Below are 24,309 nucleotides of genomic sequence, written 5' to 3' on the forward strand. Positions count from 1 at the left end.
CCGTGTCGGATTCCCGCCAGCCGCGGCGCTGACCTGCTGGCAGGGTGGGATTCATGGTTCCGAACACGGCGGTCGCCGAGGCCCCGGCGCTCTGGCGCGACGCCGAGCGCTGCTACCGCGTCGTCACCGCCCGCGACCCGCGGTTCGACGGCCAGTTCATCATGGCGGTCCGCACCACCGGCATCTACTGCCGCCCGTCGTGCCCGGCGTCGACGCCGAAGGAGCAGAACGTCCGCTTCTACCCGACGTCGGCGGCCGCGCAGGCCAACGGCTTCCGCGCCTGCCGCCGCTGCTTCCCCGACGCCGTGCCCGGGTCGCCGGACTGGAACCTGCGCGCCGACCTGGCGGCGCGGGCGATGCGCCTGATCTCCGACGGGACGGTCGAACGCGAAGGCGTGCCGGGTCTCGCACGGCGGCTCGGCTACTCCGAGCGTCAGCTGGGCCGCGTGCTCACCGCCGAACTGGGCGCCGGCCCGCTCGCGCTCGCCCGGGCGCACCGCGCGCATTCGGCGCGGCTGCTCATCGAGATGTCCGAGCTGCCGCTGACCGACGTCGCGTTCGCGGCGGGCTTCTCCAGCGTGCGGCAGTTCAACGAGACGATCCGCGAAGTGTTCGCGACAACGCCTTCGCAGCTTCGCGCCTTCGCTGCTTCGCGGCGTAGACGTCAGGGAGACGTAGGCGGAACGCGGCTCAGCCTGCGACTGCCGTTCAGACCACCCTTCGACGCCTTCGGGCTGCTTCGCTTCTTCGCGGACCAGGCGGTGCCGGGCGTCGAGGACGTCACCGACGGCACGTACACCCGCACGCTGCGCCTCGCGCACGGCACCGGCGTCGTGCGGCTGACGCCGGAGCCGGACCACGTGCGTTGCGAGCTGCACCTCGCCGACCTGCGCGATCTGAGCAGCGCGGTCAGCCGGGTCCGCAGGCTGCTGGACCTCGACGCCGACCCGGCGGCGGTCACGCGCGTCCTCGGCGCCGACCCCGCGCTGGCGTCGATCGTCGAGGCGGTGCCGGGAATCCGCGTCCCGGGCGCGGTCGACGGCGAGGAGCTGCTGCTGCGTTCCCTGCTCGGCCGGGGTCTACCGGCCGCCCTCGGCGAGGAGGTACCCGGCGAAGCGGGAGTGACGAGGTTGTTCCCGACGGCGGCCCGGATCGCGACGGCGGGACCGCCGTCGGTGCGGGGCGTCGCGGCGGCGCTGGCCGAGGGCCGGCTGGACGTGCACGTCGGCCGCGACGCGGCGGATCTGCGGGCGGAGCTGCTCGCGTGCCCGGGGATCGACGCGTGGACGGCGGACTACGTGCTGATGCGGGTCCTCGGCGCGCCGGACGTCCTGCTGACCGACGACGCCGCGTTGCAGCGCGGGGCGACGGCGCTCGGCATCACGGACCTCGCGGACCGGGCCCGCCAGTGGACGCCGTGGTGCTCCTACGCCGGGATGTACCTGCGGCGCGCCGATCCGGCGGGGCCGGAACCTGTCGCGAACAGCGGCTAGCCCTGCTCGCCCCGCCACAGCAACGCCTGGGCCACGATCACCTGGTCACCGTCGAAGGTGGCTGCCGGTGAGCCGTGTAAGCGATAGCCCAGTTCCAGGGCTTCGCTCACCCGGTGGCAGAACTTCGCGTCGTCCGGGCCGGTGAGCAGGCGGTAGCGGGGCAGGCCCTCGGGCGGCTGGTCCGTCATGGCTTCATCTTGGCCGAGTGCTCAGCCCGCGCGCACTTCCACTGTCGAGCCCGTGCGGGCCTTGCGGACCCGCAGGCGCGTCGGGATGCGCTGCCGCAGCTCCTCGACGTGCGACACCAGCCCGACCACCCGGCCGCCGGCGCGGAGCTCGTCCAGGATGTTCATCACCACGTCCAGCGTCTCGGCGTCCAGCGTGCCGAAGCCCTCGTCGACGAACAGCGTGTCCAGCAGCGCGCCGCCGGTCTCGCCGGCGACGACGTCCGCCAGCCCCAGCGCCAGCGCCAGTGACGCCAGGAACGACTCGCCGCCGGACAGCGTCTTCGCCGGACGGATGGTGCCCGAGTAGTCGTCCAGCACGTCGATGCCGAGGCCGCCGCGGGTGCCGCGCGCGCCGGCCGCGTCCGAGTGCACGAACGCGTAGCGCCCCTGGCTCATCGTGCGCAGCCGGTGCGTGGCGGCGACCGCCACCTCCTCCAGCCGCGCCGCCAGCACGTACGAGCGCAGCGACATCTTCCGGCTGTTCTGCCCGCGACCGTTGACGACGTCCGCCAGCGCGCGCAGCTCCGCGTACTCCGCTTCGGCCGGCGCCAGCCCGGCGAGTGTCTTCCGCAGCAGCCCCGCCAGCCGGGTCAGCTCTTCGTGCTGGGCAGCCGCGACGCGCAGCGCCGCGTACGCCGAGTCGGCGCGCGCCCGGGCCAGCTGGGCCGCGTCGGCCGCGCGGCCGACGTCCGCGACGTCGTCCGGCGAGATGCCGAACAGGTCGGGCTCGGCCAGCAGCGCCCGCGCGCCCGCCGCGGTCGCTTCCGCCTCGGCGATGCCCTGTTCCAGCTTTTCGATCTGCTCGTCCGGCAGCATCGCCGAGCGCGCCTTCTTCAGCGACGTGAAGCCCTTGGCCGCGACCGCCGCGTCGACCAGCGTGCGTTGCTGCGCCACCCGTTCCCGGGCGCCGGTGACCGCTGTCCGCGCCTCGGCGACGGCTTCGAGCGCCTCGGCCAGCCCGATCAGGTGCGTCCGCCGGACTCCGACGTCCGCGAACTCGCCGCGCCCGGCGACCAAGCGGCGTTCGCGCTCGGCCAGCCTTTCCTCCAGAGCCCGGACGTCGGCCGTGGCCTCGGCCACCGCCTGCTCGGCCCGGCGACGCCGTTCCGTCCGCAGCTCCAGGTCCCGCTCCAGCAGCACGACCTGCTGCCCGAGCTTCGCCTTCGCTTCCGCCTGCTGGGTCAGCGCGGCGACCGTAGCGCGGGCTTCGGACAGCTCGGCCGTGACGGTCTCGGCGGTCCGTCCGGCCAGCCGCTCGACCAGCCCCGCCAGCCGCGCCTTCGCCTCCTCCAGCGCGGTGACAACCCGCTGCCGCAGCACGTCCGCCGCCTGCTCGGCTTCCTCGGCGGCCCGTTCTTCGGCGGGGTCGACGAGGATCGCGTCCCGGTTCGCCGGCGCCGGGTGCTCCGCGGAACCGCAGACCGGGCAGGGCGCGCCGTCGGGCAGCGCGGCGGCGAGCTCGGCCGCCATGCCGTCGAGCCGCCGCTCGCGCAGGTCGAGCCGCCGTTGCCGGGCCGCTTGGTGCGTGTCCACGACTTCACGCAGTTTCGCCTCGCCGCGCCCGACCTTCGCCTGCGCCTCGGGCAGTTCGGCGGCGTCACGTGCCACGACCCTCAGCTCGTCGACGCGGGCGCGAGCCCCATCGAGCTTGGCGCCGGCTTCGGCGGCGGCCTGGGCGTCCGCCCGCAGTTTCGCCAGCTGGCCGGGGATCGCGGCCAGCTCGGCGGTCAATTCTTCCGCTTGCTTCGCTGCCGTGACGGAGGACAGTTTCAGGTCGTCGCGCCGCATGGTGTCGAGCTGCTGCTGCTCGGCCTCGGCGACCAGTTCCGCGACCGCGCCCGCCTCTTCGCGCGCCGTCGCCGCCCGCGCCTTCAGGTCGCCGGTCGCGCGCGTGCCGAACTCCCGCAGCTCCACGCCGCAGGCCTTCTCCGCCTGCTCGGCGTCGGTCAGCTCCGCGGCCCGCCGGTCCAGCAGATCCGCCTCGACGGCCACGCCCGCTGCCCGCCGCGCCGCCGCGACCTCCTGGGCCCACTCGGCGCGCTGCGGTGCCTGCTCGGTGACCTCGAGCAGCCGCAGGTGTGCGGTGCTGACCCGGCGGATCTTCTCCGCGTCGGCGCGCTCTTCCTGCAGGTGCACGTCCGCCCGCTGCGCCGCGGCTCGCGCCCGCTCCTCCTCGGCCGTGACCTGCCCGACGCGCTCGGTGGCCGCCGCCAGCACCGCGTCCACCCACTCCGCGGGCTCCGATTCGGGCGGGTCCTGCTGCGCCTCCTGCGCGTACCGCGCCAGCAGTTCGCGCACGGACTGCTGCCGCGCCTCCAGCTCCCGGCCGCGCTCGGCCCGCAGGTCGGCGAACCAGCGTTCGACGTCGGCGAAGCGCTCGGTGCCGAACAGCCGTTCCAGCAGCTTTTCGCGCTCGGAGGTGTCCGACCGCAGGAAGCGGGCGAACTCGCCCTGCGGCAGCAGCACCACCTGGAAGAACTGGGCCGCGGTCATGCCGAGCAGCCGCTCGACCGTGCGCGCGACCTCCTCGATCCGGATCAGGCCCTCCGGCGCCATCCCGCCCGGCGCGGTGCCGATCCAGCTCAGCGACACCTTCGCCTGCTGCGTCGTCGTGCCCTCGCCGCGCCGCTTAGGCCGCTGGTACTCGGGGTTGCGCACGATCTTCAGCCGGTGCCCCTGCACGGTGAGCTCCAGCGCGACTTCGGTGACCTGATCCGGCACGGCCAGATCGCAACGCAGCCGCTTGGCCTCGTTGCGGGCGCCCGGAACCACGCCGAACAACGCGAACGCGATGGCGTCGAGCAGCGTGGTCTTGCCCGCGCCGGTTTCGCCGTGGAGCAGGAAGAGCCCGTCCGCGCCGAGGACCTCGAAGTCGACCACCTGGCGCCCGAGGTACGGCCCGAAGGCCTCGACCTCCAGCCTGTGCAGCCTCATTTCGCGAGCGCCCCCCGGTCGGCCGCTTCCAGCGCGTGGAACAGGAGCTGCTCTTCGCGCTCGCTCGGCGGGGCGCCGCGGCAGTCGTCGAGGAAGCTGCGCGTGATCTCGATGTCCGAGCGGCCGCGGACGGCGTCGGAGTACCGCAGCGGGGCACCGGCGTACCCGCCTTCGGGCTCCCACTCCAGGTGGACGGCGTGCCGGAACCGCACGCGCAGCCGCCGCATCGCGTCGACCGGGCGCACGCGATCGGTGACCGTGACCGACAGGAAGTGCTCGAGGACGGCGTCGTGTTCCGGGGCCACGAGCAGGTCTTCGAGTTCGCCGCGCAGGGTGGCCAGCGGCCGCGGCACCGGCAGCTCGTGCCGGCGGACTTCCGCCAGCCCTTCGGCGTCGAAGTCGACCAGCCAGACCGATTTCCGTTGCCGGGCCTCGGAAAACGAGTACGCCAGCGGGCTGCCGGAGTAGCGCAGGTGCTCGGCGAGGGTCTGCGGGCCGTGGAGGTGGCCGAGCGCGACGTAGTCGACGCCGTCGAAGACCGAGCCCGGCACCTGCTCGACGCCGCCGACCGCGATGGTCCGCTCCGAATCGGTCGGTTCGCCGCCGGTGACGAACGCGTGCGCGAGCACGACCGACCGCACGCCGGGGCGGCCGGCGAGGTCTTCGCGGATCCGGCGCATGGCCTCGGTGAGCACGCCCGTGTGCCCGCGCGCGTCCGGCACACCCAGCGCGTGCCGCGACGGTTCCGGTTCGAGGTAAGGGATTCCGTAGCACGCGACCGGGCCGTGGTCGTCCCGCAGCAGCACCGGTTCGGCCAGGCCGCCGACGGTGGTGCGCAGGTGCAGCCCGCCCGCCGCGGCGAACTCGGCGAACGCGCCCAGCCGGGGCGCGGAGTCGTGGTTGCCGGGCGTGACGATCAGCTGCGCGCCGGCCGCGCGGATCCGGGCGACCGCCGCGGTGGCCACCCGCACTGCCTCGGCCGACGGCACCGCGCGGTCGTAGATGTCCCCCGCCACCAGGACGGCGTCGATCGCCTCGCCGGCCACGAGGTCGGCGAGGTGCCCGAGCACCGCTTCCTGTTCCGCCAGCAGGTCCGCACCGTGGAAGGTGCGGCCGACGTGCCAGTCGGACGTGTGCAGGAATCTCACGGGGCCAAGGTACGACCCGGCTCCGACGAAATCGCGGAGGCTCGCCGCCATCCCACTCGAACGTGTGTACGAGCACGACAGGGGCTTGATCGGACACGCCCTGCGCGAATTTGAAGTGTTCGCAGGTCAGCTACCCAGAGCGACGGGTCGGGCGCGTTTTTTGTCGGTGGGGTCCGCCATGATGTCTGCGCGGTCCGATCCAGGCGGCCCCGAGGGAGGAGATTCAGGTGGCGACAGTGCTGACCACGGCGGCGGTCGTGCTCGCGGTCCTGCTGCTGGTCGCGGTCGCCGTGCTGTGGCGGCTGTACAACGACGGCATGCGGCGCGCGGACGCCGCGGCCCGGCTGGTCGCGGCCGAGCGGGCGAAGGCGGATCAGCAGCAGCTCGCGCTGCGCCGCTACGAAGTCGCGTTCGCCTCGATCAGCGGACGCGGTGAGCTGGGCGAGCAGGTACTGGTCGAAACGGCGCGGGCGCTCGGGCTCCGCGAGGACCTGCACTTCACCCTGCAGACCGACCTCGCGGGCGGCGGCGCGGCGAAACCGGACATGGTGCTGAGCGTCGGCGGCGGGCGCACGGTGCCGGTCGACGCCAAGGCGAGCATGGCGACCTGGGCCGAAGCGATCGAGACCGACAACCCGGAGGAACGGCTGGACGCGTTGCGCGCGCACGTCCGGCAGATCCGGTCCCGGGCGGCCGAGCTGGCCGGCAAGGGCTACCAACGCTGGGCGGACGCGATCTACGGCACGATCATGTTCGTCCCGTCCGACGCCGCCGTGATCGCGGCGCTGGACACCGACCCGGAGCTGCTGCGCTGGCTGATCGACCGGCGGGTGTTCCTGTGCGGCCCGACCGGTTTCGGCGTGCTCGCATCGGCGGCCCTGTTCGCGGCGAGCGACCGCACGCTGGAGGCCGACGTCGAGCAGGTGCGGGCCGGCGCGGCCGCGGCACACCGGGCCGCGGGCGGCGCGGTGGAGGCGCTCAACCTGTCCAGCACACACCTGCAGCGGTTCATCTCGGCGAGGCGGCGGGAACTGGAGGCGCTGGAGACGTTCCGGGTGACGGTGGCTCCCCTGACGGACGCGTCGGGCAGCCCGGCCGCGGTGCCCCAGGTGCGGAAGGGAGACGAACTGGCGGCGAGCTGAGAGGACTGGACCACGGGCGGTCAGCTGACTCACGGTCACGGCGGGACGGCCTGCTCGGCCCGGCGAGACGCGTCCGAGAGGGCCGCGATCGCCTGATCGGCAGGGCGTGGCGAACGCTGCGAGAGTGGTGGCGGAGCACCGGCGCGGTGCCGAGCGACTTGACGGCCGGCCCCGGGAAACCGGGCTGTTCGACGGGTTCGCCGCCAGGTTCGACCCGCGCGGGCGGAGCCCAGCGGCGTCGGGAGCCTGACCCGGCGCGGTGAACGCGGCCTCGGACGGGTGTACCCGAGCGGTGGAGTCGTGGTGCCCGATGAGGCGATTTGCCACCTCGGCGAACGCCACCGGGACACGGCCATCCGGCCCACCCGGCGGAGCGCTGTCCGGGAGGTGGCCACGAGGTGTCCGGAAACCGTCCTACCAGCGACGACGCGCTCAACGGCGCGTGACGGCCGGCACCGGTCGAGCACCCTGGGAGATGCCGATCGCGACCGCCCGCAGCGGTTGCCCGCAGCCATTCGGCTCACGCCGCCGGGTGGCGGTACAACCAAGTCTGCGGCGGTGCTAGCAAGATCTTCACAACCACGAGATACGGTGTTGTCTCGTGACCGCGATTCGCGATCGCCAGAGCGATCCAGATGCCGACGACGTCCCCGTGCCGTGGGACGAGCGTCCAGTCGTCGGTTCGAGGCGTGGACTCCCCTGGTGGGCGGCGGTCCTGGTCGGCCTCGGCCTGGCGGTCGTCGGCGCCCTCGTCGGCAAGCCGAGCCAGGGCAGCATCCCCGCCATCTTCACGGTCTGTTACGTCCTGGGCGCGGTGATCGCGGTCGGCGCGGTGCGGCGCCGGGGCATCTTCGGGCCGATGGTGATGCCGCCGCTGGTGCTGGCCGTGACCGTGCCCAGCGTGATCCTGCTGACCTCCGGGTCGCAGGGCGACGACATGCTTTCGAAGGCGCTGAACATCGGCACCCCGCTGATCAACGCCTTCCCGATGATGGCGATCACCACCGGCGTCACGCTGCTGATCGGGTTCGTCCGGATCTTCCGCGAGAAGGACCCGGACGCCCCGGTGAAGGCCAAGGGCGGCAAGGCCGACCGCCGGCGCGCGGACGAGGACGACGAGAAGCCCGCGGCTCGCGCCGCGGCGACGTCGGCGGGTGGGCGGCCCCGGCCGCCCGGCTCGAGCCGCACCGGTCAGACGCCGGTGCCGCAGGGCGCCCGTCGTGGCCGTGAAGGCGAACCGCCGCGCCGGCCGCGTCCGCCCGCGGAAGGCGAGCGTCGCACCCCTCGTGCGGCGGGCGCGCCCGCCGAGCGCGACCCGGGCACCCGCGGCACTCGCAAGCCCCCGCCGGCGAACCGCCGTCCCCGCCCGGAGGAGGCGGACCCCCGTCGTCGCGAGCCCCGCGGCGACGCACCCCGCCGCCGTCCGCGGCCCCCGGCCGAAGACGGCCGGGACACCCCGCCGCCCCGCCGTCCGTCGGCGGGTGGGCGAGGAGCCCCGCCGCGGCGGAACCGTCCCTGGGACGAAGAAGAACGCTGACGAACGCCTGAAGGCGGTCACCTCCCGTGGGAAGTGACCGCCTTCAGGCGTTTCGGCTGCCGAAACGTGCAGCGAAACTCAAACCTTGCGAAGCTCCTTCGGCGGCGCGAAGGTGATCTTCTCGTTCGCCGTGGTCACTTCGTCGACGTCGCCGTAGCCGCGCTCCGACAGCCAGTCGAGGACCTCCATCACGAGCACGTCCGGGACCGACGCGCCGCTCGTGACGCCCACCGTGGTGACGCCCTCCAGCCAGGCTTCGTCGATCTCACGCGCGTAGTCGATCAGGTACGACGTGCGGGAGCCCGCCTTCAGGGCCACCTCGACAAGGCGCTTCGAGTTGGACGAGTTGGTCGAGCCGACCACCAGGACCAGGTCGCACTCGGCCGCCATCGCCTTGACCGCCACCTGGCGGTTCGTGGTGGCGTAACAGATGTCGTCGCTCGGCGGGTCCGCCAGCCCGGGGAACCGCTCGCGGAGCTGGTCGACGCGCTCCATCGTCTCGTCGACCGAGAGGGTCGTCTGGGACAGCCAGATCACCTTCGACGGATCGCGCACCTCGACCTTGTCGACGTCCTCGGCCTTGTCGACCAGCTGCACCTTGTCCGGCGCCTCGCCGGCCGTGCCCTCGACCTCTTCGTGGCCTTCGTGGCCGATAAGGAGGATGTCGTAGTCGTCCTTGGCGAACCGGTTGACCTCCTTGTGCACCTTCGTCACCAGGGGGCAGGTCGCGTCGATCGTGCGCAGGTTCCGGTCGGCGGCTTCGGCGTGCACCATCGGCGAGACGCCGTGGGCGGAGAACACCACGAGCGCGCCCTCGGGCACCTCGGACGTCTCGTCGACGAAGATCGCGCCGCGCTCGCGCAGCGTCTCGACCACGTGGCGGTTGTGGACGATCTCCTTGCGCACGTACACCGGGGCGCCGTAGACCTCCAGGGCCTTCTCGACGGCGATCACCGCGCGGTCCACGCCGGCGCAGTAGCCACGCGGCTTCGCGAGCAGCACGCGCTTCTTGCCGGAGGCGGTTCCGGTGATCGTCGGGGTACCCGCGGGCTCGATTCCGGGACTCGCTGAACTCATGGCACCCAGGGTACGGGCAGTCCGCCGACGAACCCGCAGTCCCTTTCGGGTGAGCTTCGTCCCCCGGTCGTGCTGTGCGCGGGGTCACGCAACGCGCCCGAACATCACCTTCGGGTTGGGCAGGATGGCGTAAATACGGCAGGCTGGACGCATGAAGCCATTCCCGCTCCCCCTCCGGGTCGCCGCGGGCCTCGCCGTCAGCACCGCCGAGCGGGTTCGTGAGCTTCCCCGGCAGCTCGCCGGGCTCCCGGTGACCGTCGTCAGCCAGGTGCTGCAGGCCTCCATGCGGGTGCAGCAGCACGTCACCGAGCTGGCGATCAAGGGCGACAACGCCCTGTCGAACCTGCGGCCCGTCGAGGACACCCCCAGCTGGGCGACCTTCGACGAAGACGTCGAGGTTCCGCCCGTCCGGCCCAACCTCACGCCGGTCGCCGACGTGCCCGAGCCCCGTTCGGAGGTCAACGGTCACGTTCCGTCACTTTCCGAACTCGAAGCGGAACTGGGCGATCCGTGGGCCGAGGAAGAGCGCGCGCTCGCCGAGGACCACGCCGACGGCGAGTTCGACGCGCCGGAAAGCGCGCCGGACAAAGCGGCCGAGGTCACCAAGCCGAAGCCCGGCACGCCCAAGATCGACAAGAGGACCAAGAGCGATACCCCCAAGACCAGCGCCGGCGGGTACGAAGGTCCCGCCGGGCTGGCCGGCTACGACCAGCTCACGCTCCCGCAGCTGCGGGCCCGGCTGCGCCAGTTCTCGATCCCCCAGCTCGAGACGATCCTCGAGTACGAGCGCGCGCACGCCGACCGCTCGTCGTTCACCGGGATGCTCAGCCGCCGGATCGCCAACGCCCGCAAGGCGCAAGAGTCCGGCGACGGCACGGAAGGCCCGTGAGCACCGAACCCGCACAGGCCGCCCCGTCGAGCACCGCCGAAAACCCGTGGCCGGTCCGCACGGTCGCGCGCAAGATCGGCGACTGGATCCACCGGCTCGGCGCCGTCTGGGTCGAGGGCCAGGTCACCCAGGTCAACTCCCGGCCGAACACGCAGACCGCGTTCCTGACGCTGCGCGACCCGTCCGCGGACGTCTCGATGTCGGTGACCTGCCCGAACTGGCTGATCCGCGAGATGGAGCCGCCGCTGCGCGAGGGCGCCAGCGTCCTCGTGCACGCGAAGCCGTCGTTCTTCTTCGGCCGCGGCACGATCAGCCTGCGCGCCGACGAGATCCGCGCGGTCGGCATCGGCGAGCTGCTCGCCCGGATCGAACGCCTGAAGAAGCTGCTGACCGCCGAAGGCCTCTTCTCCGCGCAGCGCAAGCGGCCGATCCCGTTCCTGCCGAAGGGCGTCGGGCTGATCACCGGGCGCGCGTCGGCGGCCGAGCGGGATGTACTGGCCAATGCGCAAAAACGCTGGCCGCACGTCCGGTTCAAGGTCGTCAACACCGCGGTGCAGGGCTCGCAGGCCGTGCCGCAGATCATGCGCGCGCTGCGGATCCACGACGCCGACCCGGACATCGACGTCATCGTCATCGCCCGCGGCGGCGGCAGCGTCGAAGACCTGCTGCCGTTCTCCGACGAGGCGCTCTGCCGCGCGGTGTCGGCCACCGGCACGCCGGTGGTCAGCGCGATCGGGCACGAGCCCGACACCCCGCTGCTCGACTACGTCGCCGACCTGCGCTGCTCGACGCCGACCGACGCGAGCAAGCGGATCGTGCCGGACGTCCGCGAGGAGTCCGAGCGCGTCCGGCAGATGCGCGACCGCGGCCGCCGCGCGCTGCACGGCTGGGTCGACACCCAGACCCGGCTGCTGACGCAGCTGCGCAGCCGCCCGTCGCTGGCCGACCCGCTCGGCCCGGTCCAGCGGCGCCAGGACGACGTCGACGTGCACCGCGAACGCGCGCGCCGCGCGATGCTGACGCTGCTCGCCAAGGACCAGGCCGAGATCGCCAGCGCGCGGGCCCGGCTCACCGCGCTCGGCCCGGCCGCGACGCTGGAGCGCGGTTACGCCGTCGTGCAGTTCCTCGACGCCGAAGGCAACCTCCAGGTGCTCCGCTCCGTCTCCGAAGTCGAGGCCGGTGCCCAGCTGCGCGTGCGCGTGGGCGACGGCGCGATCACGGCGGTGGCGGAAGGAGCACGGGAGTGAACCCACGGGCGGCGACGTTCCTCCCATTGACCATGGACGCGGCCCGGCGCCTGGGCGCGCGTCCCCTGCTGGACCAGGCGATACGCACCGACCGGGCGGCCGCCGAGTGCTGGACGGCGCTGCTCGCGGGCTGCGGCACCGCCGCCCGCCGCGACCTGGGCCCGCAGCTGCGGCGGCTGTCCGAGGCGACGTCGATGCAGGTCGGCTCGCGCTGGTGGTTCGCCGACGGCGCCGGGCACCGCCTGCGGGTGGCCGGAGCGCAGGAGAACCTCGAAGAGGCGATCGCGGAGGGTGACGGGCAGGAGTTCGCCCTGGCGTTCGTCGGGTACGACCACGCGATGGCGAGCGCGGTAGTGTGCGCCAACAACCCATCCCGGAAGGTCGGAGAACGTCCAGCGTGAGCGAACCAGCCACTGAGGAACTCGGCTACGAGCAGGCCCGCGACCGCCTCGTCGAGGTCGTCCGCGAGCTCGAAGCCGGCGGGCTGTCGCTCGAGCAGTCGCTCGCGTTGTGGGAGAAGGGCGAGAAGCTCGCGAAGGTCTGCGAGCGGCACCTCGAGGGCGCGCGCGAGCGCATCGAAGCCGCCCTGGCGTCCGTCGAGGACGAGTCCGGCGACGGCCAGTGACGTTTGCCATGCCGCGCTTGGCTGGACCGACCCGCGGTATCTGAGAGACTGGGCGTCCGCCGAACTCCGCATTCCGGGAGGCCCGCATGACCAGCCCCAGCGCCCCACAACGTCGTGAAGCGCCCGACCGCAACCTCGCGATGGAGCTGGTCCGGGTGACCGAGGCCGCCGCCATGGCCGCGGGCCGCTGGGTCGGCCGCGGCGACAAGATCGGCGGGGACGGCGCGGCCGTCGACGCGATGCGCCAGCTGGTGTCGACCGTGTCGATGCGCGGCGTCGTGGTGATCGGCGAGGGCGAGAAGGACGAAGCGCCCATGCTGTTCAACGGCGAAGAGGTCGGCAACGGCGACGGCCCGGACTGCGACGTCGCCGTCGACCCGGTCGACGGCACCACGCTGATGGCCAAGGGCATGCCCAACGCCCTCGCGGTGCTCGCGGTCGCCGAGCGCGGCGCGATGTTCGACCCGTCCGCGGTGTTCTACATGGAGAAGCTGGCCGTCGGGCCGGAGGCCGCGGGCAAGGTGGAGCTCGGCGCGCCGATCGCGGAGAACATCCGGCGCGTCGCCAAGGCGAAGAAGAGCAGCGTCGGCGACGTCACCGTCTGCGTCCTGGACCGTCCCCGCCACGAGCAGATCATCAAGGAGATCCGCGACGCCGGCGCGCGGATCCGCTTCATCTCCGACGGCGACGTCGCGGGCGCGATCGCCGCGGCCCGCCCGACCACCGGCGTCGACATGCTGATCGGCATCGGCGGCACCCCCGAGGGCATCATCGCGGCCTGCGCGATGAAGTGCCTCGGCGGCGAGCTGCAGGGCCGGCTGTGGCCGAAGGACGACGCCGAGCGCGAGAAGGCCATCGCCGCCGGGCACGACCTCGACCGCGTCCTGCTCAACGACGACCTCGTGCGCGGCGACAACGTGTTCTTCTGCGCCACCGGCGTCACCGACGGCGACCTGCTGCGCGGCGTCAACTACCGCGAGGGCGGCGCGACGACGCAGTCCATCGTGATGCGGTCCAAGTCCGGGACCGTCAGAATGATCGACGGCTACCACCGGCTCGACAAGCTCCGGGCGTACTCCTCGATCGACTTCGACGGCAACCTGAGCGCCGGCGACGACGACGTGGTGCCCCCGCTGCCGTAAAGGAGATTCGTGACCAGGCGACTGCTGGCGCTGCTGACGGTCCTCGCGTTCGTCCTGGTCCCGGGCACCGCCGCGGCCGAACCCGGCATCGTCGGCGGCGGCGTCGCCGACCAGCCGTACCCGTTCGCGGTGTCGCTGCACTCGACGTCCGGGAAGCTGTTCTGCGCCGGCGCGCTGATCGCCCCGACGTGGGTGGTCACGGCCGCGCACTGCGTCTTCGACAAGGCCCCGGCCGCGGTGACGCCGCGGGTGGGGTCGAACGACTCCGGGCAGGGCGGCGAGGTCGCGCAGACCGCCGAGGTCATCGTCAACCCGGCCTTCGACACGCAGAACCCGGCGGGTGACATCGCGTTGCTGCGGCTCGCGACGCCGGTCAAGGCGGCTCCGATAGCGGTCGCGACGACGGCGTCACCGGGGACGGCGACCCGCATCCTCGGCTGGGGCCAGACCTGCCCGAAGGTCAACTGCGGCCAGATCCCGACGGCGCTCCAGCAGCTCGACACGCACATCGTCGAGGGCGCGAAGTGCACGTCGGTGTTCGACGGCACGGCCGAGCTGTGCACGGACAACCCGGGCGGCAAGGCCGGCGCGTGCTTCGGCGACTCCGGCGGCCCGGAAGTCGTGCGCGACGGCGACCACTGGCTGCTGGCCGGCGTCACGAGCCGCCCGGGCAACGACAACCCGGTGTGCGCGACGGCGCCGTCGATCTACACGTCCGTGGTCGCCTACGCGCCGTGGATCGCGGAGAAGACGAAGGCCTGACCTACTCCGCGTTGCTGGAGTGGCCCGGGAACAGGTGCGCGTCCGGGTCGAGCGCGACGGCGATGTTGTTGACGGCCGTCGCGGCCTCGCCGAAGCCGGTCGCGATCAGCTTGACCTTGCCCGGGTAGGCGGCGACGTCGCCCGCCGCGTAGACGCGTTCGCGCGGGGTCGCCATCGTCGAGTCGACGGCGATGGCGCGGTGGTCGATCTCCAGGCCCCAGCTCTCGATCGGCCCGAGGTCGGCGGTGAACCCGAGCGCGGCGACGACGGAGTTGGCCGGCAGCCGCTCCTCGCCGGTCGCCTTGACCGAGACGTCGACGGCTTCGAGCGCGCCGCTCGCGTCCTCGACGAACGCCGTGACCTCGGCGTCGGTGATGATCCGGGTGCCGAGCTCGCGCGCCTGCCGGACGATCGACTCGGCGGCGCGGAACTTCGCGCGGCGGTGCACGAGCGTCACGCTGGCCGCGACCGGGTGCAGCGCGAGCACCCAGTCGAACGCCGAGTCGCCGCCGCCGACGACCACGACGTGCTGCCCGGCGTGCGCCTGCAGCGCCGGGACGAAGTGGACCATGCCGCGCCCGAGCCAGCCGTCGCCGGCGGGCAGCGGCCGCGGGGTGAACTCGCCGATGCCCGCGGTGATCAGCACGGCGCCGGCTTTGATGGTCTCGCCGCCGTCCAAGGTGAGTTCGACGCCGTTCTCGAGCGTCTCCAGCTTCTCGGCCTTGCGCCCCAGCAGGTAGGTCGGCTTCCACGGCGCGGCCTGCTGGACGAGGCCGTCGACGAGATCGCGCCCCTTGACCGCGGCGAACCCGCCGACGTCGTAGATCATCTTCTCGGGGTACATCGCGGTCACCTGGCCGCCGGGCTCGGGCAGCGAGTCGACGATGGCCATCGACAGCCCGCGAAACCCGGCGTAGTAGGCGGCGAAGAGGCCGGTCGGGCCCGCGCCGATGATCACGAGGTCGTAGGAGTCCCCAGAAGCTTCAGTCATGCTCGCTCCAGCCAGTGGTGGATGGCGGTGATCGAGAACACACCCGATCCTAGCCTCGCGGAGGCCGGGAGGTGGCCGACGCCACCACGCGGCGGCCACGGGGGGTCTCGCCCCACGTCGCGAACGGCCCGCTCGCACCCACGCGCTTGGCGCGAACGGCCCGCTCGCGCCCCACTCGGCGCGAACCGACCACTCGCAAATGGCCGGAAAAGCGCCTGCTGACCCGCTCGGAACCGTTCGCGCTGACGCCAGTGGGCGGTTGACAGCCGATTCGGCACGAACGGACCATTCGCGCGGGGCGGGACATCCACAGGCCATCTCGAATGTGGACAACTCGGCTTCCCAGGGTCACGAACGCCGGTTTGGTCGCCTCCCGCCGATAAACTGGACGTGGGGACGCCCCCCTCGGGAGGGTGGGGGCTGCTTGCCGGGGCCGGGCACACCCGCGACATCGCGGCGCGCGTCCTGCGGCCGCTCAGCACGCGGACCACTCCGGCGCGTGGTGGCCGACGCCACCACGCGGCGGCCCGCCAACAGGTCCAGAATCGGTGTCATGGCTGACCAGGAATACCGGATCGAACACGACACGATGGGCGAGGTCCGCGTGCCGGTCGACGCGCTCTACCGCGCGCAGACGCAGCGGGCCGTCGAGAACTTCCCCATCTCCGGCCGGGGCCTGGAGCGTGCCCAGATCCGCGCGCTCGGCCTGCTCAAGGCCGCCGCCGCGCGCGTCAACCTCAAGCTCGGCGTGCTCGACGCCGACGTCGCCGACGCCATCGCCAAGGCCGCCGACGAGGTCGCCGACGGCGCCCACGACGCGCACTTCCCGATCGACGTCTTCCAGACCGGCTCGGGGACGTCGTCGAACATGAACGCCAACGAGGTCATCGCCACCCTGGCGAGCAGGACCCTCGGCCGGGACGTGCACCCGAACGACCACGTCAACGCGTCGCAGTCGTCCAACGACACCTTCCCGACGACCATCCACGTCGCCGCGACCGAAGCCGTACTCAAGGACGTCATCCCGGCGCTCGAGCACCTCGCCGGCGCCATCGAGACGCGCGCCGCGGAGTGGACGGACGTCGTGAAGTCCGGCCGCACGCACCTGATGGACGCGGTGCCGATCACGCTGGGCCAGGAGGCCGGCGCGTGGGCGTCGCAGGTCCGCTTCGGCATCGAACGGCTGAAGTCCGGCCTGCCGCGCCTCGGTGAGCTGCCGATCGGCGGCACCGCCGTCGGCTCGGGTCTCAACGCACCCGATGGCTTCGGCGGAGCCGTCGCCGCGGAGCTCGCCGAAGTGACCGGGCTGCCGCTGACCGAGGCCCGCGACCACTTCGAGGCGCAGGCGACGCAGGACAGCGTCGTCGAGACGTCCGGGCACCTGCGCACGCTCGCCGTGTCGCTCAACAAGATCGCGAACGACCTGCGCTGGCTGGGTTCCGGTCCGCGCACCGGCCTGGGCGAGCTGGCGCTGCCGGACCTGCAGCCGGGCTCGTCGATCATGCCGGGCAAGGTGAACCCGGTGATCCCGGAGGCGACGCTGCAGGTCGTCGCGCAGGTGATCGGCAACGACGCCGCCGTCGCCTTCGCCGGCGCCGCGGGCAACTTCCAGCTCAACGTCAACCTGCCGGTGATCGCCCGCAACGTCCTCGAGTCGGCCCGGCTGCTCGCCGCCGTCTCGCGGCTGCTGGCGGACAAGGTGTTCGACGGCGTCACGGCGAACGTCGAACGCACCCGGCAGTACGCCGAGGGCTCGCCGTCGATCGTGACGCCGTTGAACAAATACATCGGTTACGAAGAGGCCGCCGCGGTCGCGAAGCAGGCCTTGAAGGAGCTGAAGACGATCCGCGAGGTCGTCATCGAACGCGGCCACGTCAAGGACGGCAAGCTCACCGAAGCGCAGCTCGACGAGGCCCTCGACGTGCTCCGCATGGCCCGCGGCGGCAAGTGAGCGGCTACCGCCGGCGCAGGAGCTTGTCCGCCAGCGCCGGCGGGGTGTAGTCCTTCTCCGCGGAGTTCAGGTCGGTGCCCGGCGGGACGATCTCGTCGATCCGGTCCAGCACATCGCCGTCCAGCTCCAGCTCGGCGCCCGCCAGCAGGTCGTCGAGCTGGGCCGGCGTGCGCGGGCCGATGATCGCCGACGTCACGCCCGGGTGCGCCCGGACGAACGCCGTGGCCAGGTGCGTGAGCGGCCGGCCCAGGTCGTCGGCGATCTTCTTCAGCTGCGCGATGGCCTCGAACTTGACGGCGTTCTCCGGCAGCGCGGGGTCGAACTTGTGCGCCTGCAACGTCCGCCGGCCTTCGGAAAGGTCCACATCGGACGGCTTCAGGTACTTGCCCGACAGCCAGCCGCTGGCCAGCGGGCTCCACGTGAGCACGCCCATGCCGTACTTCTGCGCGGTCGGCAGCACCGCGGCCTCGATCGCCCGGTTGAAGATCGAGTACGGCGGCTGCTCGGCGCGGAACCGCACCAGGCCGCGCTTTTCCGCCACCCACTGGGCTTCCACGATCTGCTCGGCCGGGAAGTCCGACGACCCGACCGCACGCACCTTCCCCGACCGGACGAAGTCCGAGAGCACCGAGAGCGTCTCTTCGATGTCGGTCGCCGGATCCGGCCGGTGGACCTGGTAGAGGTCGACGTGGTCGGTGTCGAGGCGCCGCAGGCTGTCCTCCAGCGCGCGGGTCAGCCAGCGCCGCGAAAGCCCGCCCTGGTTCGGGTCGTCGCCCATCCGGAAGAAACCCTTGGTGGCGAGCACGACGTCGTCGCGGCGGCCCTTGAGCGCCTTCCCGACGATCTGCTCGTTCTCGCCGCCCGAGTACATGTCCGCGGTGTCCCAGAAGTTCACGCCCGCGTCGAGCGCGGTGTGCAGCATCCGGACGCCCTCTTCGTGGTCCGGGTTGCCCCACTGGCCGAGCATCATGGCGCCGAACGCGTACTCGCTGACCGAGATCCCCGTGCCACCCAGAATTCGTCGTTTCATGCCGCCACCCTGCGGGCGGTTCCGGGGCCGAGCCAGGCCGCGTCCTGCCTGGGTCCGGCAATACCAGGCTGCCCCGCCGGGATCCGGGGGATACTTGTCGACATGAGTGACGCAGCCGAGCTCGGCGCCTTCCTGAAGGCGCGTCGCGCCGCCCTCGAACCGGAGGAAGTCGGCCTGCCGCAGGGGATCACCCGGCGTCGCGTGGCCGGGCTGCGCCGCGAGGAGATCGCGCAGCTCGCGGGCATCAGCGTCGACTACTACACGCGGCTGGAGCAGGGCCGCGCGAAGAACGTCTCGGACGCGATCCTCGACGCGCTGGCCCGCGCGTTGCGGCTGCGGCCGGACGAGGAGTCCTACCTGCGCAACCTCGCCGCGCCGAAGCGCCGCGACCGGCTCAGGCCCCAGCGCGTCCGGCCCGAGCTGCAGCTCATGCTGGACGCCGTCCAGGCGCCCGCGTTCATCTTCGGCCGCTACCTGGACGTGCTGGCGTGGAACGCGCTCGGCGGCGCGGTCGCGTTCGACTTCGGCAACCTCGACGAGCGCAGCATGCCGAAGCTCTTCTTCCTGGACGAGCGCGCGAAACAGCTGCACCCCGAGTACGACGCGGTGTGCCGCGAGCTGGTCGCGAACCTGCGCGCCGAGAGCGGCCGGCACCCCGGCGACCCGGGGTTCGCCCGGCTGATCGGCGAGCTTTCGCTGGCCAGCGCGCGGTTCCGCACGCTGTGGGCCGAGCACCACGTGCAGGAGAAGGCCCAGGGCTGGAAGCTCATGCGGAACCCGGTCGTCGGCGAGCTGCGGCTGCGCTACGAGACGCTGCGCCTGCCCGACGACCCGGACCAGGGCATGGTGATCTACCACGCCGAACCCGGCTCGGAGTCCGCCCGCGCGCTCGGCCTGCTGGCCAGCTGGATCACCGAAGCTCCCAGCGCCGACCGGCCGGTGAACTTCCGTTCGTAGTGGCCTTGACCAGGGCAGACAGCCCGCCGACGAGAAATTGTCGGTGGTGCGGGTCATGATGTCCGGGTGTTGCTCAGCGAGATAGTCCGGGCGTCCGCCGACCTGGCGGCGACGAGGTCCAGGAAGGCGAAGATCGCCCTCCTGGCCACGCTGCTGCGCGCGGCCGAGGTCGCGGAGCTGCCCGTGGTGATCGCCTACCTGACCGGGCAGACGGCGCAGGACCGGCTGGGTGCGGGCTGGCGCACCCTGGCCGGGCTCGGCACGTCGCCGGCCGACGAGCCCACGATCACGGTCGCCGAGGTCGACACGGCGTTGACCGAGGCTGCGGGCGTGGCGGCGGGCACCGGCTCGTCGACACGGCGGCAGGAGGTGCTGCGCGCGCTGTTCGTCCGGCTCACGAAGGGCGAGCAGGAGTTCCTGTTCCGGCTGGTCACCGGCGAGCTGCGGCAGGGCGCGCTCGAAGGCGTGATGGTCGACGCGGTCGCGGCGGCGGCCGACGTCCCGGCCGTGGACGTCCGGCGGGCGTTCATGCTGTCCGGCAAGCTGCCGACCACCGGCGTCGCGGCGCTGACCGGCGGGCAGGCGGCGCTGGCGGAGTTCCGGCTGACGCTGGGCACGCCGATCAAGCCGATGCTGGCGTCGCCGGCGGAGTCGCTGGAAGAGGCCGTCACCGAGCACGCCGAGGCGATCGTCGAGTACAAAATGGACGGTGCGCGGATCCAGGTGCACCGCCAGGGTGACGAGGTGCACGTCTGGACGCGGACGCTGCGCGAGATCACCGGCAGCGTCCAGGAACTGGTCGAGCTGGTGCGGGCGCTGCCGTGTGAATCGGTGGTGCTCGACGGCGAAACGCTGGCCCTGACCGACGCCGGGCGGCCGCGGCCGTTCCAGGACACGATGAGCCGGTTCGGCAGCACCCGCGAGGAGCAGGTGAAGGCGCTGTTGCTGCGGCCGTACTTCTTCGACTGCCTGCACTTGGACGGCGTCGACCTGCTGGACGCGCCGCTGTCCGAGCGCAACGCGGCGCTGCGCAAGGTCGCCGGGGCGCACGTGATCCCCGGCGAGGTGGGCGTCGCGCGGGCCGCCGAGGTGCTGGAGGCGGCGATGGACGCCGGGCACGAGGGCGTGATGGTCAAGGACCTGGCGGCGCCGTACGCGGCCGGGCGGCGCGGACGGGCGTGGCTCAAGGTCAAGCCGGTGCACACGATCGACCTCGTGGTGCTCGCGGCGGAGTGGGGTCACGGCCGGCGCACGGGCAAGCTGTCGAACCTGCACCTGGGCGCCCGCGACCCGGACGGCGGCCCGCCGATCATGGTGGGCAAGACGTTCAAGGGCATGACCGACGAGCTGCTCGCCTGGCAGACGGCGACGTTCCAGGAGATCGAGACCCACCGCGACGACTGGACGGTGTACGTCCGCCCGGAGGTCGTGGTGGAGATCGAGCTGGACAGCGCCCAGGTCAGCACGCGCTACCCGGGAGGCCTCGCGCTGCGCTTCGCCCGGGTGGTCCGCTACCGCCCGGACAAGGAAGCCGGCGACGCGGACACGATCGACGCGGTCCGCGGCCTGTTGCAGGGCGACCGCTCGGAAGGAGGCGGGCAACGAAAGTCTTGATAACGACATCTCGCGCGTCGGTGGCGCTTTCCTCCTAAAAGGAAAGACGAAAGTCGATGTTGTCTTCTCCCCTTCCTGACCAGAGTGGCTGACGGAGTTCCTTCAGCCAGGGGAGAAAAGCATGAGACTGCGCGCTGCCGCCGGCTTGCTCGCGAGCACGACCCTGCTCGTGACCGCGTTCGCCGCACCCGCCGGTGCGACGCCCGTGCCGAGCACGCCGGACGCCGGGCACCAGCCGTCGAAGCATAACTTCTCGGCGGCCGCGCAGTCGTTCGTCGGCGCGGACACCGTGCAGAAGCGCGTCGCGAAGCTGGAAGCCGCGATGTCGACGCTGCCGAAGGAGAGCACCGCCTACAACGCGACGAAGCTCTGGAACCAGGGCATCACCGGCGCGGGCAGCACGGTCACGACGCTGGTGTCGTTCGGCGACGACCAGGTCAAGCAGGTGCTCGACACCTACTCGAAGAACCACGGCCTGCCGCCGGCGAACGTCGAGATCCTGCAGCCGTCCGGTCCGGTGCCGGCGTGCACCGACCCCGGCGTCGACACCGCGACCTGCCAGGGCTGGGGCGGCGAGACCGACCTCGACGTCACGATGATGCACGCCTTGGCGCCGAACGCGAAGATCATCGTCGCGGCCACCCCGGTCGCCGAGACGCAGGGCTTCACCGGCCTGCCCGAGATGATGCACGCGGTCGACTACCTGACCGAGCACAAGCTGACCGACGTCATCTCGATGAGCTTCGGCACGACCGAGGAGAACTTCCCGTCGTTCGACTCGATCAAGACGCTCGACCCGGCGCTGGAGCGCGCGAGCAAGGCCGGGATCACGATGGTCGCCTCCTCCGGTGACGACGGCCCGACCGGCGGCTACCTCTACGGCCCGGGCAACTACCCGTACCGCGTCGCGAGCTGGCCGGCGTCCGACCCGCGCGTCACGACGCTCGGCGGCACCCAGCTGCACCTCGACACGACCGGCGCGCGCACCAAGCCCGACGACGTCGTGAACGTCGCCGACAACGGCTTCTCCGAAGGTGCCGGCCTCTCCAAGACGTACGCGCGGCCGAACTGGCAGGACGGCGTCAAGAAGATCACCGGCAGCAAGATGCGTTCGTTCCCGGACATCAGCATGGAAGGCGTGTTCGGCACGTCGCAGTCCGCGCCGCTGTTCGCCGGCGTGCTCGCACTGGCCGTGCAGGCCAAGGGCGGCAAGCTCGGCCAGATCAACCCGGCGCTGTACACGAAGCTGGGCCCGGCCGGCACCAAGGCGGGCATCATCGACGTGACCGAAGGCGACAACAGCCAGGACGGCGTCACCGGCTTCACCGCGGCGAAGGGCTTCGACGTCGCCAGCGGCTGGGGCACGGTCGACGCGTCGGTCTTCGTTCCCGCGCTGGTCAAGGCGCTGAAGTAAGCCACCGGGCGCGCTCCGGACGCACACACCGCCCGGGGCGCGCTCGGGTTCAACGACGGCAGCCAAGCACGACACGATCGAGTGATCCACAAGGGCGCCACCAGCGGTTACCAGCCGGTATTCTCCGGTGATGCACGGTTCGAAGCTCACGCGTGTCTCGTTCGCGGTCATCGCCGTGGTCGCGCTGACCGGCCTGGTCAGCCAGGTGATCGCCACCGCGGGCGACACCGACGGGCAGTACCGCACCGCGGGCGCGCGGATCGCGAACATGTTCTGCTTCTTCACGATCGACTCGAACCTGCTGGTCGCCGTGACCTCGCTGCTGGTCGCGCTGGGCGCCGCCCGCGTCACCGGGCCGTTCCGCGTGTTCTGGCTCGACGCGCTCGCCGGCATCATCGTGACCGGCGTCGTCTACCAGGTCGCCCTCTCCGGCCTGTACGAGCTGAACGGGCTTTCGCTGTTCGCCGACACCATGCTGCACAAGGTGACGCCGATCCTGTTCACGCTCGGCTGGCTCTTCGCCGGCCCGCGCGGCGCGTTGACCTGGCCCACCGTGTGGTGGTCGCTGATCTACCCGGCGGCGTGGCTCGCGTTCACGCTGGTGCGCGGCGCGTTCACCGGCTTCTACCCGTACCCGTTCGTCGACGCGGACGCGCTCGGCTACGGCCGCGTGACGCTCAACTGCGTCGTCATCGGGGTCCTCTTCACCGCGCTCGCGGCGGGGTTGTTCCTGGCCGACCGGGCGTTCCACCGCCGCGCGCTCCACCGGGCCGCAACCGCCGAGCCGCAGCGCGAAGTCGTCTGACCCGGCTCCAGCCGGCTAACCGCGGACGCGGCGGAACGCGTTGAGCCCGTCGGTGAACCCCGCCTGCACGAGCGTCAGCGCCGCACCCCGCCGGTCCACCGGCCGGCCGGACGCGATCCGGTGCATCTGCCGGGTGTGCCACTGGATCTCGAGCAGGCTGTCGGCCAGCCGGATGCCGGTCTTCGGGCAGCGCCGCTGCGCCTCGACCTCCTCGCCGGCCAGCAACCGCGCGGGCAGCCCGGGGTCGACGACGAGCGGCCGGCCGAGGCCGATGACGTCGAGTTCACCGGAGCCGAGCGCGTCGGCCATCCCGCCGGGCGTGGTGAAACCGCCGGTGACCATCAGCGCGACGTCGGAGACGTTGCGCGCCTTCGCCGCGTAGTCCAGGAAGTACGCTTCGCGCGCTTGAGTGCTCGCCCGGCCCGAGCCCATCATCACGGCCTTCTCGTACGTGCCGCCGGAGACTTCCAGCAGGTCCAGCCCGGCTTCGCCGAGCGCGTGGACGACCTCGAGCGACTCGTCCTCGGTGAAGCCGCCGCGCTGGAAGTCGGCGCTGTTGAGCTTGACCGACACCGGGACGTCGTCGCCGACGGCCTCCCGCACGCGCCGTACGACCTCGAGCAGGAACCGCCGCCGACCGGCGGTATCACCGCCCCAGGCGTCGGTACGCCGGTTGGTCAGCGGCGAGAGGAACTGGGAGACGAGGTAGCCGTGCGCACCGTGGATCTGCACGCCCGCGAAGCCCGCATCGACGAACGTGCGGGCCGCGACGCCGAAGCGTTCGATGATCGCTTCGATCTCTTCGCCGGACAGGGCGCGCGGAGCGGCGAAGGCGGTACGCACGCCTCGATCACCGAAGGGCACCGCGGACGGCGCGACCGGCTGACGCGACAAGTAGCGCGGGCTCTGCCGGCCCGGGTGGTTCAGCTGCACCCAGAGCTGCGTGCCGGTGCCCTCGACCGACCGCGCCCACGGCCGGTAGACGTCGGGGTCGGGGCTCAGCGCGACGTTGCGCGGCTCGCCCAGCGCGCCCGGGTCGACCATGACGTTGCCGGTGATCAGCGCGCCGGCGCCGCCGCGGGCCCAGGTCCGGTACAGCTCGGCCAGCTCGCGGGTCGGGGCGTTGCGCCGGTCGCCGAGCTGCTCGCTGAGCGCCGACTTGACCAGCCGGTTGGGCAGCACGGCGCCGCAACGCAGCTTCAGCGGCTCGGCCAGCAGGTCGTGGGTCATCGCGTGCTCCCCTCGTGGCGTACTTACCGGCGGTAACCTTACCTGAAAGTAGATACCGCCGGTATGCCGTCGACGCGGTGACGGCCCACTAGGG

The 24,309-nt window shown here is 72.3% G+C and carries 21 protein-coding genes; 14 read left to right on the forward strand and 7 right to left on the reverse strand.

The window, feature by feature from the left end:
• Positions 1-53: 53 nt before the first annotated feature.
• Positions 54-1,493, forward strand: coding sequence for a DNA-3-methyladenine glycosylase 2 family protein (locus tag MUY22_RS05160; protein WP_247057596.1), 1,440 nt, complete (start codon positions 54-56; stop codon positions 1,491-1,493).
• On the opposite strand, the gene MUY22_RS05165 is transcribed toward MUY22_RS05160, so the two are convergent.
• The 3 genes from MUY22_RS05165 to MUY22_RS05175 are packed head-to-tail and all read right to left on the reverse strand — an operon-like array spanning position 1,490 to position 5,802.
• Positions 1,490-1,681 (reverse strand): DUF1737 domain-containing protein, encoded by a 192-nt coding sequence (locus MUY22_RS05165; protein ID WP_247057598.1) that lies wholly within the window; start codon positions 1,679-1,681, stop codon positions 1,490-1,492. The two genes, MUY22_RS05160 and MUY22_RS05165, sit on opposite strands and share 4 nt — an antisense overlap.
• 21 nt (positions 1,682-1,702) lie before the next feature.
• Complete coding sequence (locus MUY22_RS05170; protein WP_247057601.1) at positions 1,703-4,654, reverse strand: AAA family ATPase; 2,952 nt, start codon at positions 4,652-4,654, stop codon at positions 1,703-1,705.
• Positions 4,651-5,802, reverse strand: coding sequence for an exonuclease SbcCD subunit D (locus tag MUY22_RS05175; RefSeq protein ID WP_247057603.1), 1,152 nt, complete (start codon positions 5,800-5,802; stop codon positions 4,651-4,653). The genes MUY22_RS05170 and MUY22_RS05175 overlap by 4 nt, the downstream gene beginning before the upstream one ends.
• Before the next feature lie 227 nt (positions 5,803-6,029).
• Between MUY22_RS05175 and rmuC the strand changes: the two genes are divergently transcribed.
• Entirely contained in the window at positions 6,030-6,944 is a 915-nt protein-coding gene (rmuC, locus tag MUY22_RS05180) for a DNA recombination protein RmuC (RefSeq protein ID WP_247057605.1), read from the forward strand.
• Positions 6,945-7,545: 601 nt separating this feature from the next.
• Positions 7,546-8,481 carry a DUF6542 domain-containing protein gene (locus MUY22_RS05185; RefSeq protein WP_247057607.1) on the forward strand — a complete coding sequence of 312 codons (936 nt, stop codon included), beginning with the start codon at positions 7,546-7,548 and terminating at the stop codon, positions 8,479-8,481.
• A gap of 78 nt (positions 8,482-8,559) precedes the next feature.
• On the opposite strand, the gene MUY22_RS05190 is transcribed toward MUY22_RS05185, so the two are convergent.
• On the reverse strand, positions 8,560-9,558 hold the full coding sequence (locus MUY22_RS05190) for a 4-hydroxy-3-methylbut-2-enyl diphosphate reductase (protein ID WP_247057609.1): 999 nt from the start codon (positions 9,556-9,558) through the stop codon (positions 8,560-8,562).
• 151 nt (positions 9,559-9,709) lie between these two features.
• On the opposite strand from MUY22_RS05190, the gene MUY22_RS05195 reads away from it, so the two are divergent.
• The 6 genes from MUY22_RS05195 (at position 9,710) to MUY22_RS05220 (ending at position 14,223) form a co-directional block, all read left to right on the forward strand.
• A complete protein-coding gene (locus MUY22_RS05195; protein WP_247057610.1) occupies positions 9,710-10,447 on the forward strand; it encodes a lipid droplet-associated protein in 738 nt (245 codons plus the stop codon).
• Positions 10,444-11,694 carry an exodeoxyribonuclease VII large subunit gene (gene xseA, locus MUY22_RS05200; protein WP_247057612.1) on the forward strand — a complete coding sequence of 417 codons (1,251 nt, stop codon included), beginning with the start codon at positions 10,444-10,446 and terminating at the stop codon, positions 11,692-11,694. Before MUY22_RS05195 ends, xseA begins: the two co-directional genes overlap by 4 nt.
• 32 nt (positions 11,695-11,726) lie before the next feature.
• Positions 11,727-12,095 carry a hypothetical protein gene (locus MUY22_RS05205; protein WP_247063663.1) on the forward strand — a complete coding sequence of 123 codons (369 nt, stop codon included), beginning with the start codon at positions 11,727-11,729 and terminating at the stop codon, positions 12,093-12,095.
• Positions 12,092-12,319: an exodeoxyribonuclease VII small subunit gene (locus MUY22_RS05210; protein ID WP_247057614.1), complete on the forward strand. Its 228-nt coding sequence runs from the start codon at positions 12,092-12,094 to the stop codon at positions 12,317-12,319. Before MUY22_RS05205 ends, MUY22_RS05210 begins: the two co-directional genes overlap by 4 nt.
• 86 nt (positions 12,320-12,405) lie before the next feature.
• Positions 12,406-13,461 carry a class II fructose-bisphosphatase gene (gene glpX, locus MUY22_RS05215; protein ID WP_247057616.1) on the forward strand — a complete coding sequence of 352 codons (1,056 nt, stop codon included), beginning with the start codon at positions 12,406-12,408 and terminating at the stop codon, positions 13,459-13,461.
• Between the two features lie 9 nt (positions 13,462-13,470).
• Positions 13,471-14,223 carry a trypsin-like serine protease gene (locus tag MUY22_RS05220; protein WP_247057618.1) on the forward strand — a complete coding sequence of 251 codons (753 nt, stop codon included), beginning with the start codon at positions 13,471-13,473 and terminating at the stop codon, positions 14,221-14,223.
• A gap of 1 nt (position 14,224) precedes the next feature.
• Here MUY22_RS05220 and MUY22_RS05225 read toward each other — a convergent pair whose 3' ends face one another.
• Positions 14,225-15,214 (reverse strand): NAD(P)/FAD-dependent oxidoreductase, encoded by a 990-nt coding sequence (locus MUY22_RS05225; RefSeq protein ID WP_247057621.1) that lies wholly within the window; start codon positions 15,212-15,214, stop codon positions 14,225-14,227.
• A 553-nt stretch (positions 15,215-15,767) separates the two neighbouring features.
• Here MUY22_RS05225 and MUY22_RS05230 point away from each other — a divergent pair.
• Positions 15,768-17,165 carry a class II fumarate hydratase gene (locus MUY22_RS05230; RefSeq protein ID WP_247057623.1) on the forward strand — a complete coding sequence of 466 codons (1,398 nt, stop codon included), beginning with the start codon at positions 15,768-15,770 and terminating at the stop codon, positions 17,163-17,165.
• A 4-nt stretch (positions 17,166-17,169) separates the two neighbouring features.
• On the opposite strand, the gene MUY22_RS05235 is transcribed toward MUY22_RS05230, so the two are convergent.
• On the reverse strand, positions 17,170-18,195 hold the full coding sequence (locus MUY22_RS05235) for an aldo/keto reductase (protein WP_247057625.1): 1,026 nt from the start codon (positions 18,193-18,195) through the stop codon (positions 17,170-17,172).
• Positions 18,196-18,297: 102 nt separating this feature from the next.
• Here MUY22_RS05235 and MUY22_RS05240 point away from each other — a divergent pair, with 102 nt between their 5' ends.
• The 4 genes from MUY22_RS05240 (at position 18,298) to MUY22_RS05255 (ending at position 22,985) form a co-directional block, all read left to right on the forward strand.
• On the forward strand, positions 18,298-19,152 hold the full coding sequence (locus MUY22_RS05240) for a helix-turn-helix domain-containing protein (RefSeq protein WP_247057627.1): 855 nt from the start codon (positions 18,298-18,300) through the stop codon (positions 19,150-19,152).
• Positions 19,153-19,218: 66 nt separating this feature from the next.
• Positions 19,219-20,766, forward strand: a complete 1,548-nt coding sequence (locus MUY22_RS05245) for an ATP-dependent DNA ligase (protein WP_247057629.1) — start codon at positions 19,219-19,221, stop codon at positions 20,764-20,766.
• A 289-nt stretch (positions 20,767-21,055) separates the two neighbouring features.
• The gene (locus MUY22_RS05250; protein WP_247057631.1) at positions 21,056-22,180 is read left to right on the forward strand and encodes a S8 family serine peptidase; all 1,125 of its coding nucleotides are present in this window, start codon (positions 21,056-21,058) and stop codon (positions 22,178-22,180) included.
• A 130-nt stretch (positions 22,181-22,310) separates the two neighbouring features.
• Positions 22,311-22,985 (forward strand): Pr6Pr family membrane protein, encoded by a 675-nt coding sequence (locus MUY22_RS05255; RefSeq protein ID WP_247057633.1) that lies wholly within the window; start codon positions 22,311-22,313, stop codon positions 22,983-22,985.
• A gap of 15 nt (positions 22,986-23,000) precedes the next feature.
• Here the strand turns inward: MUY22_RS05255 and MUY22_RS05260 are convergent, their stop codons facing one another.
• The gene (locus tag MUY22_RS05260) at positions 23,001-24,215 is read right to left on the reverse strand and encodes an NADH:flavin oxidoreductase/NADH oxidase family protein (RefSeq protein WP_247057635.1); all 1,215 of its coding nucleotides are present in this window, start codon (positions 24,213-24,215) and stop codon (positions 23,001-23,003) included.
• Positions 24,216-24,309: the final 94 nt, after the last annotated feature.

Source organism: Amycolatopsis sp. WQ 127309 (assembly GCF_023023025.1).
GTDB lineage: Bacteria > Actinomycetota > Actinomycetes > Mycobacteriales > Pseudonocardiaceae > Amycolatopsis.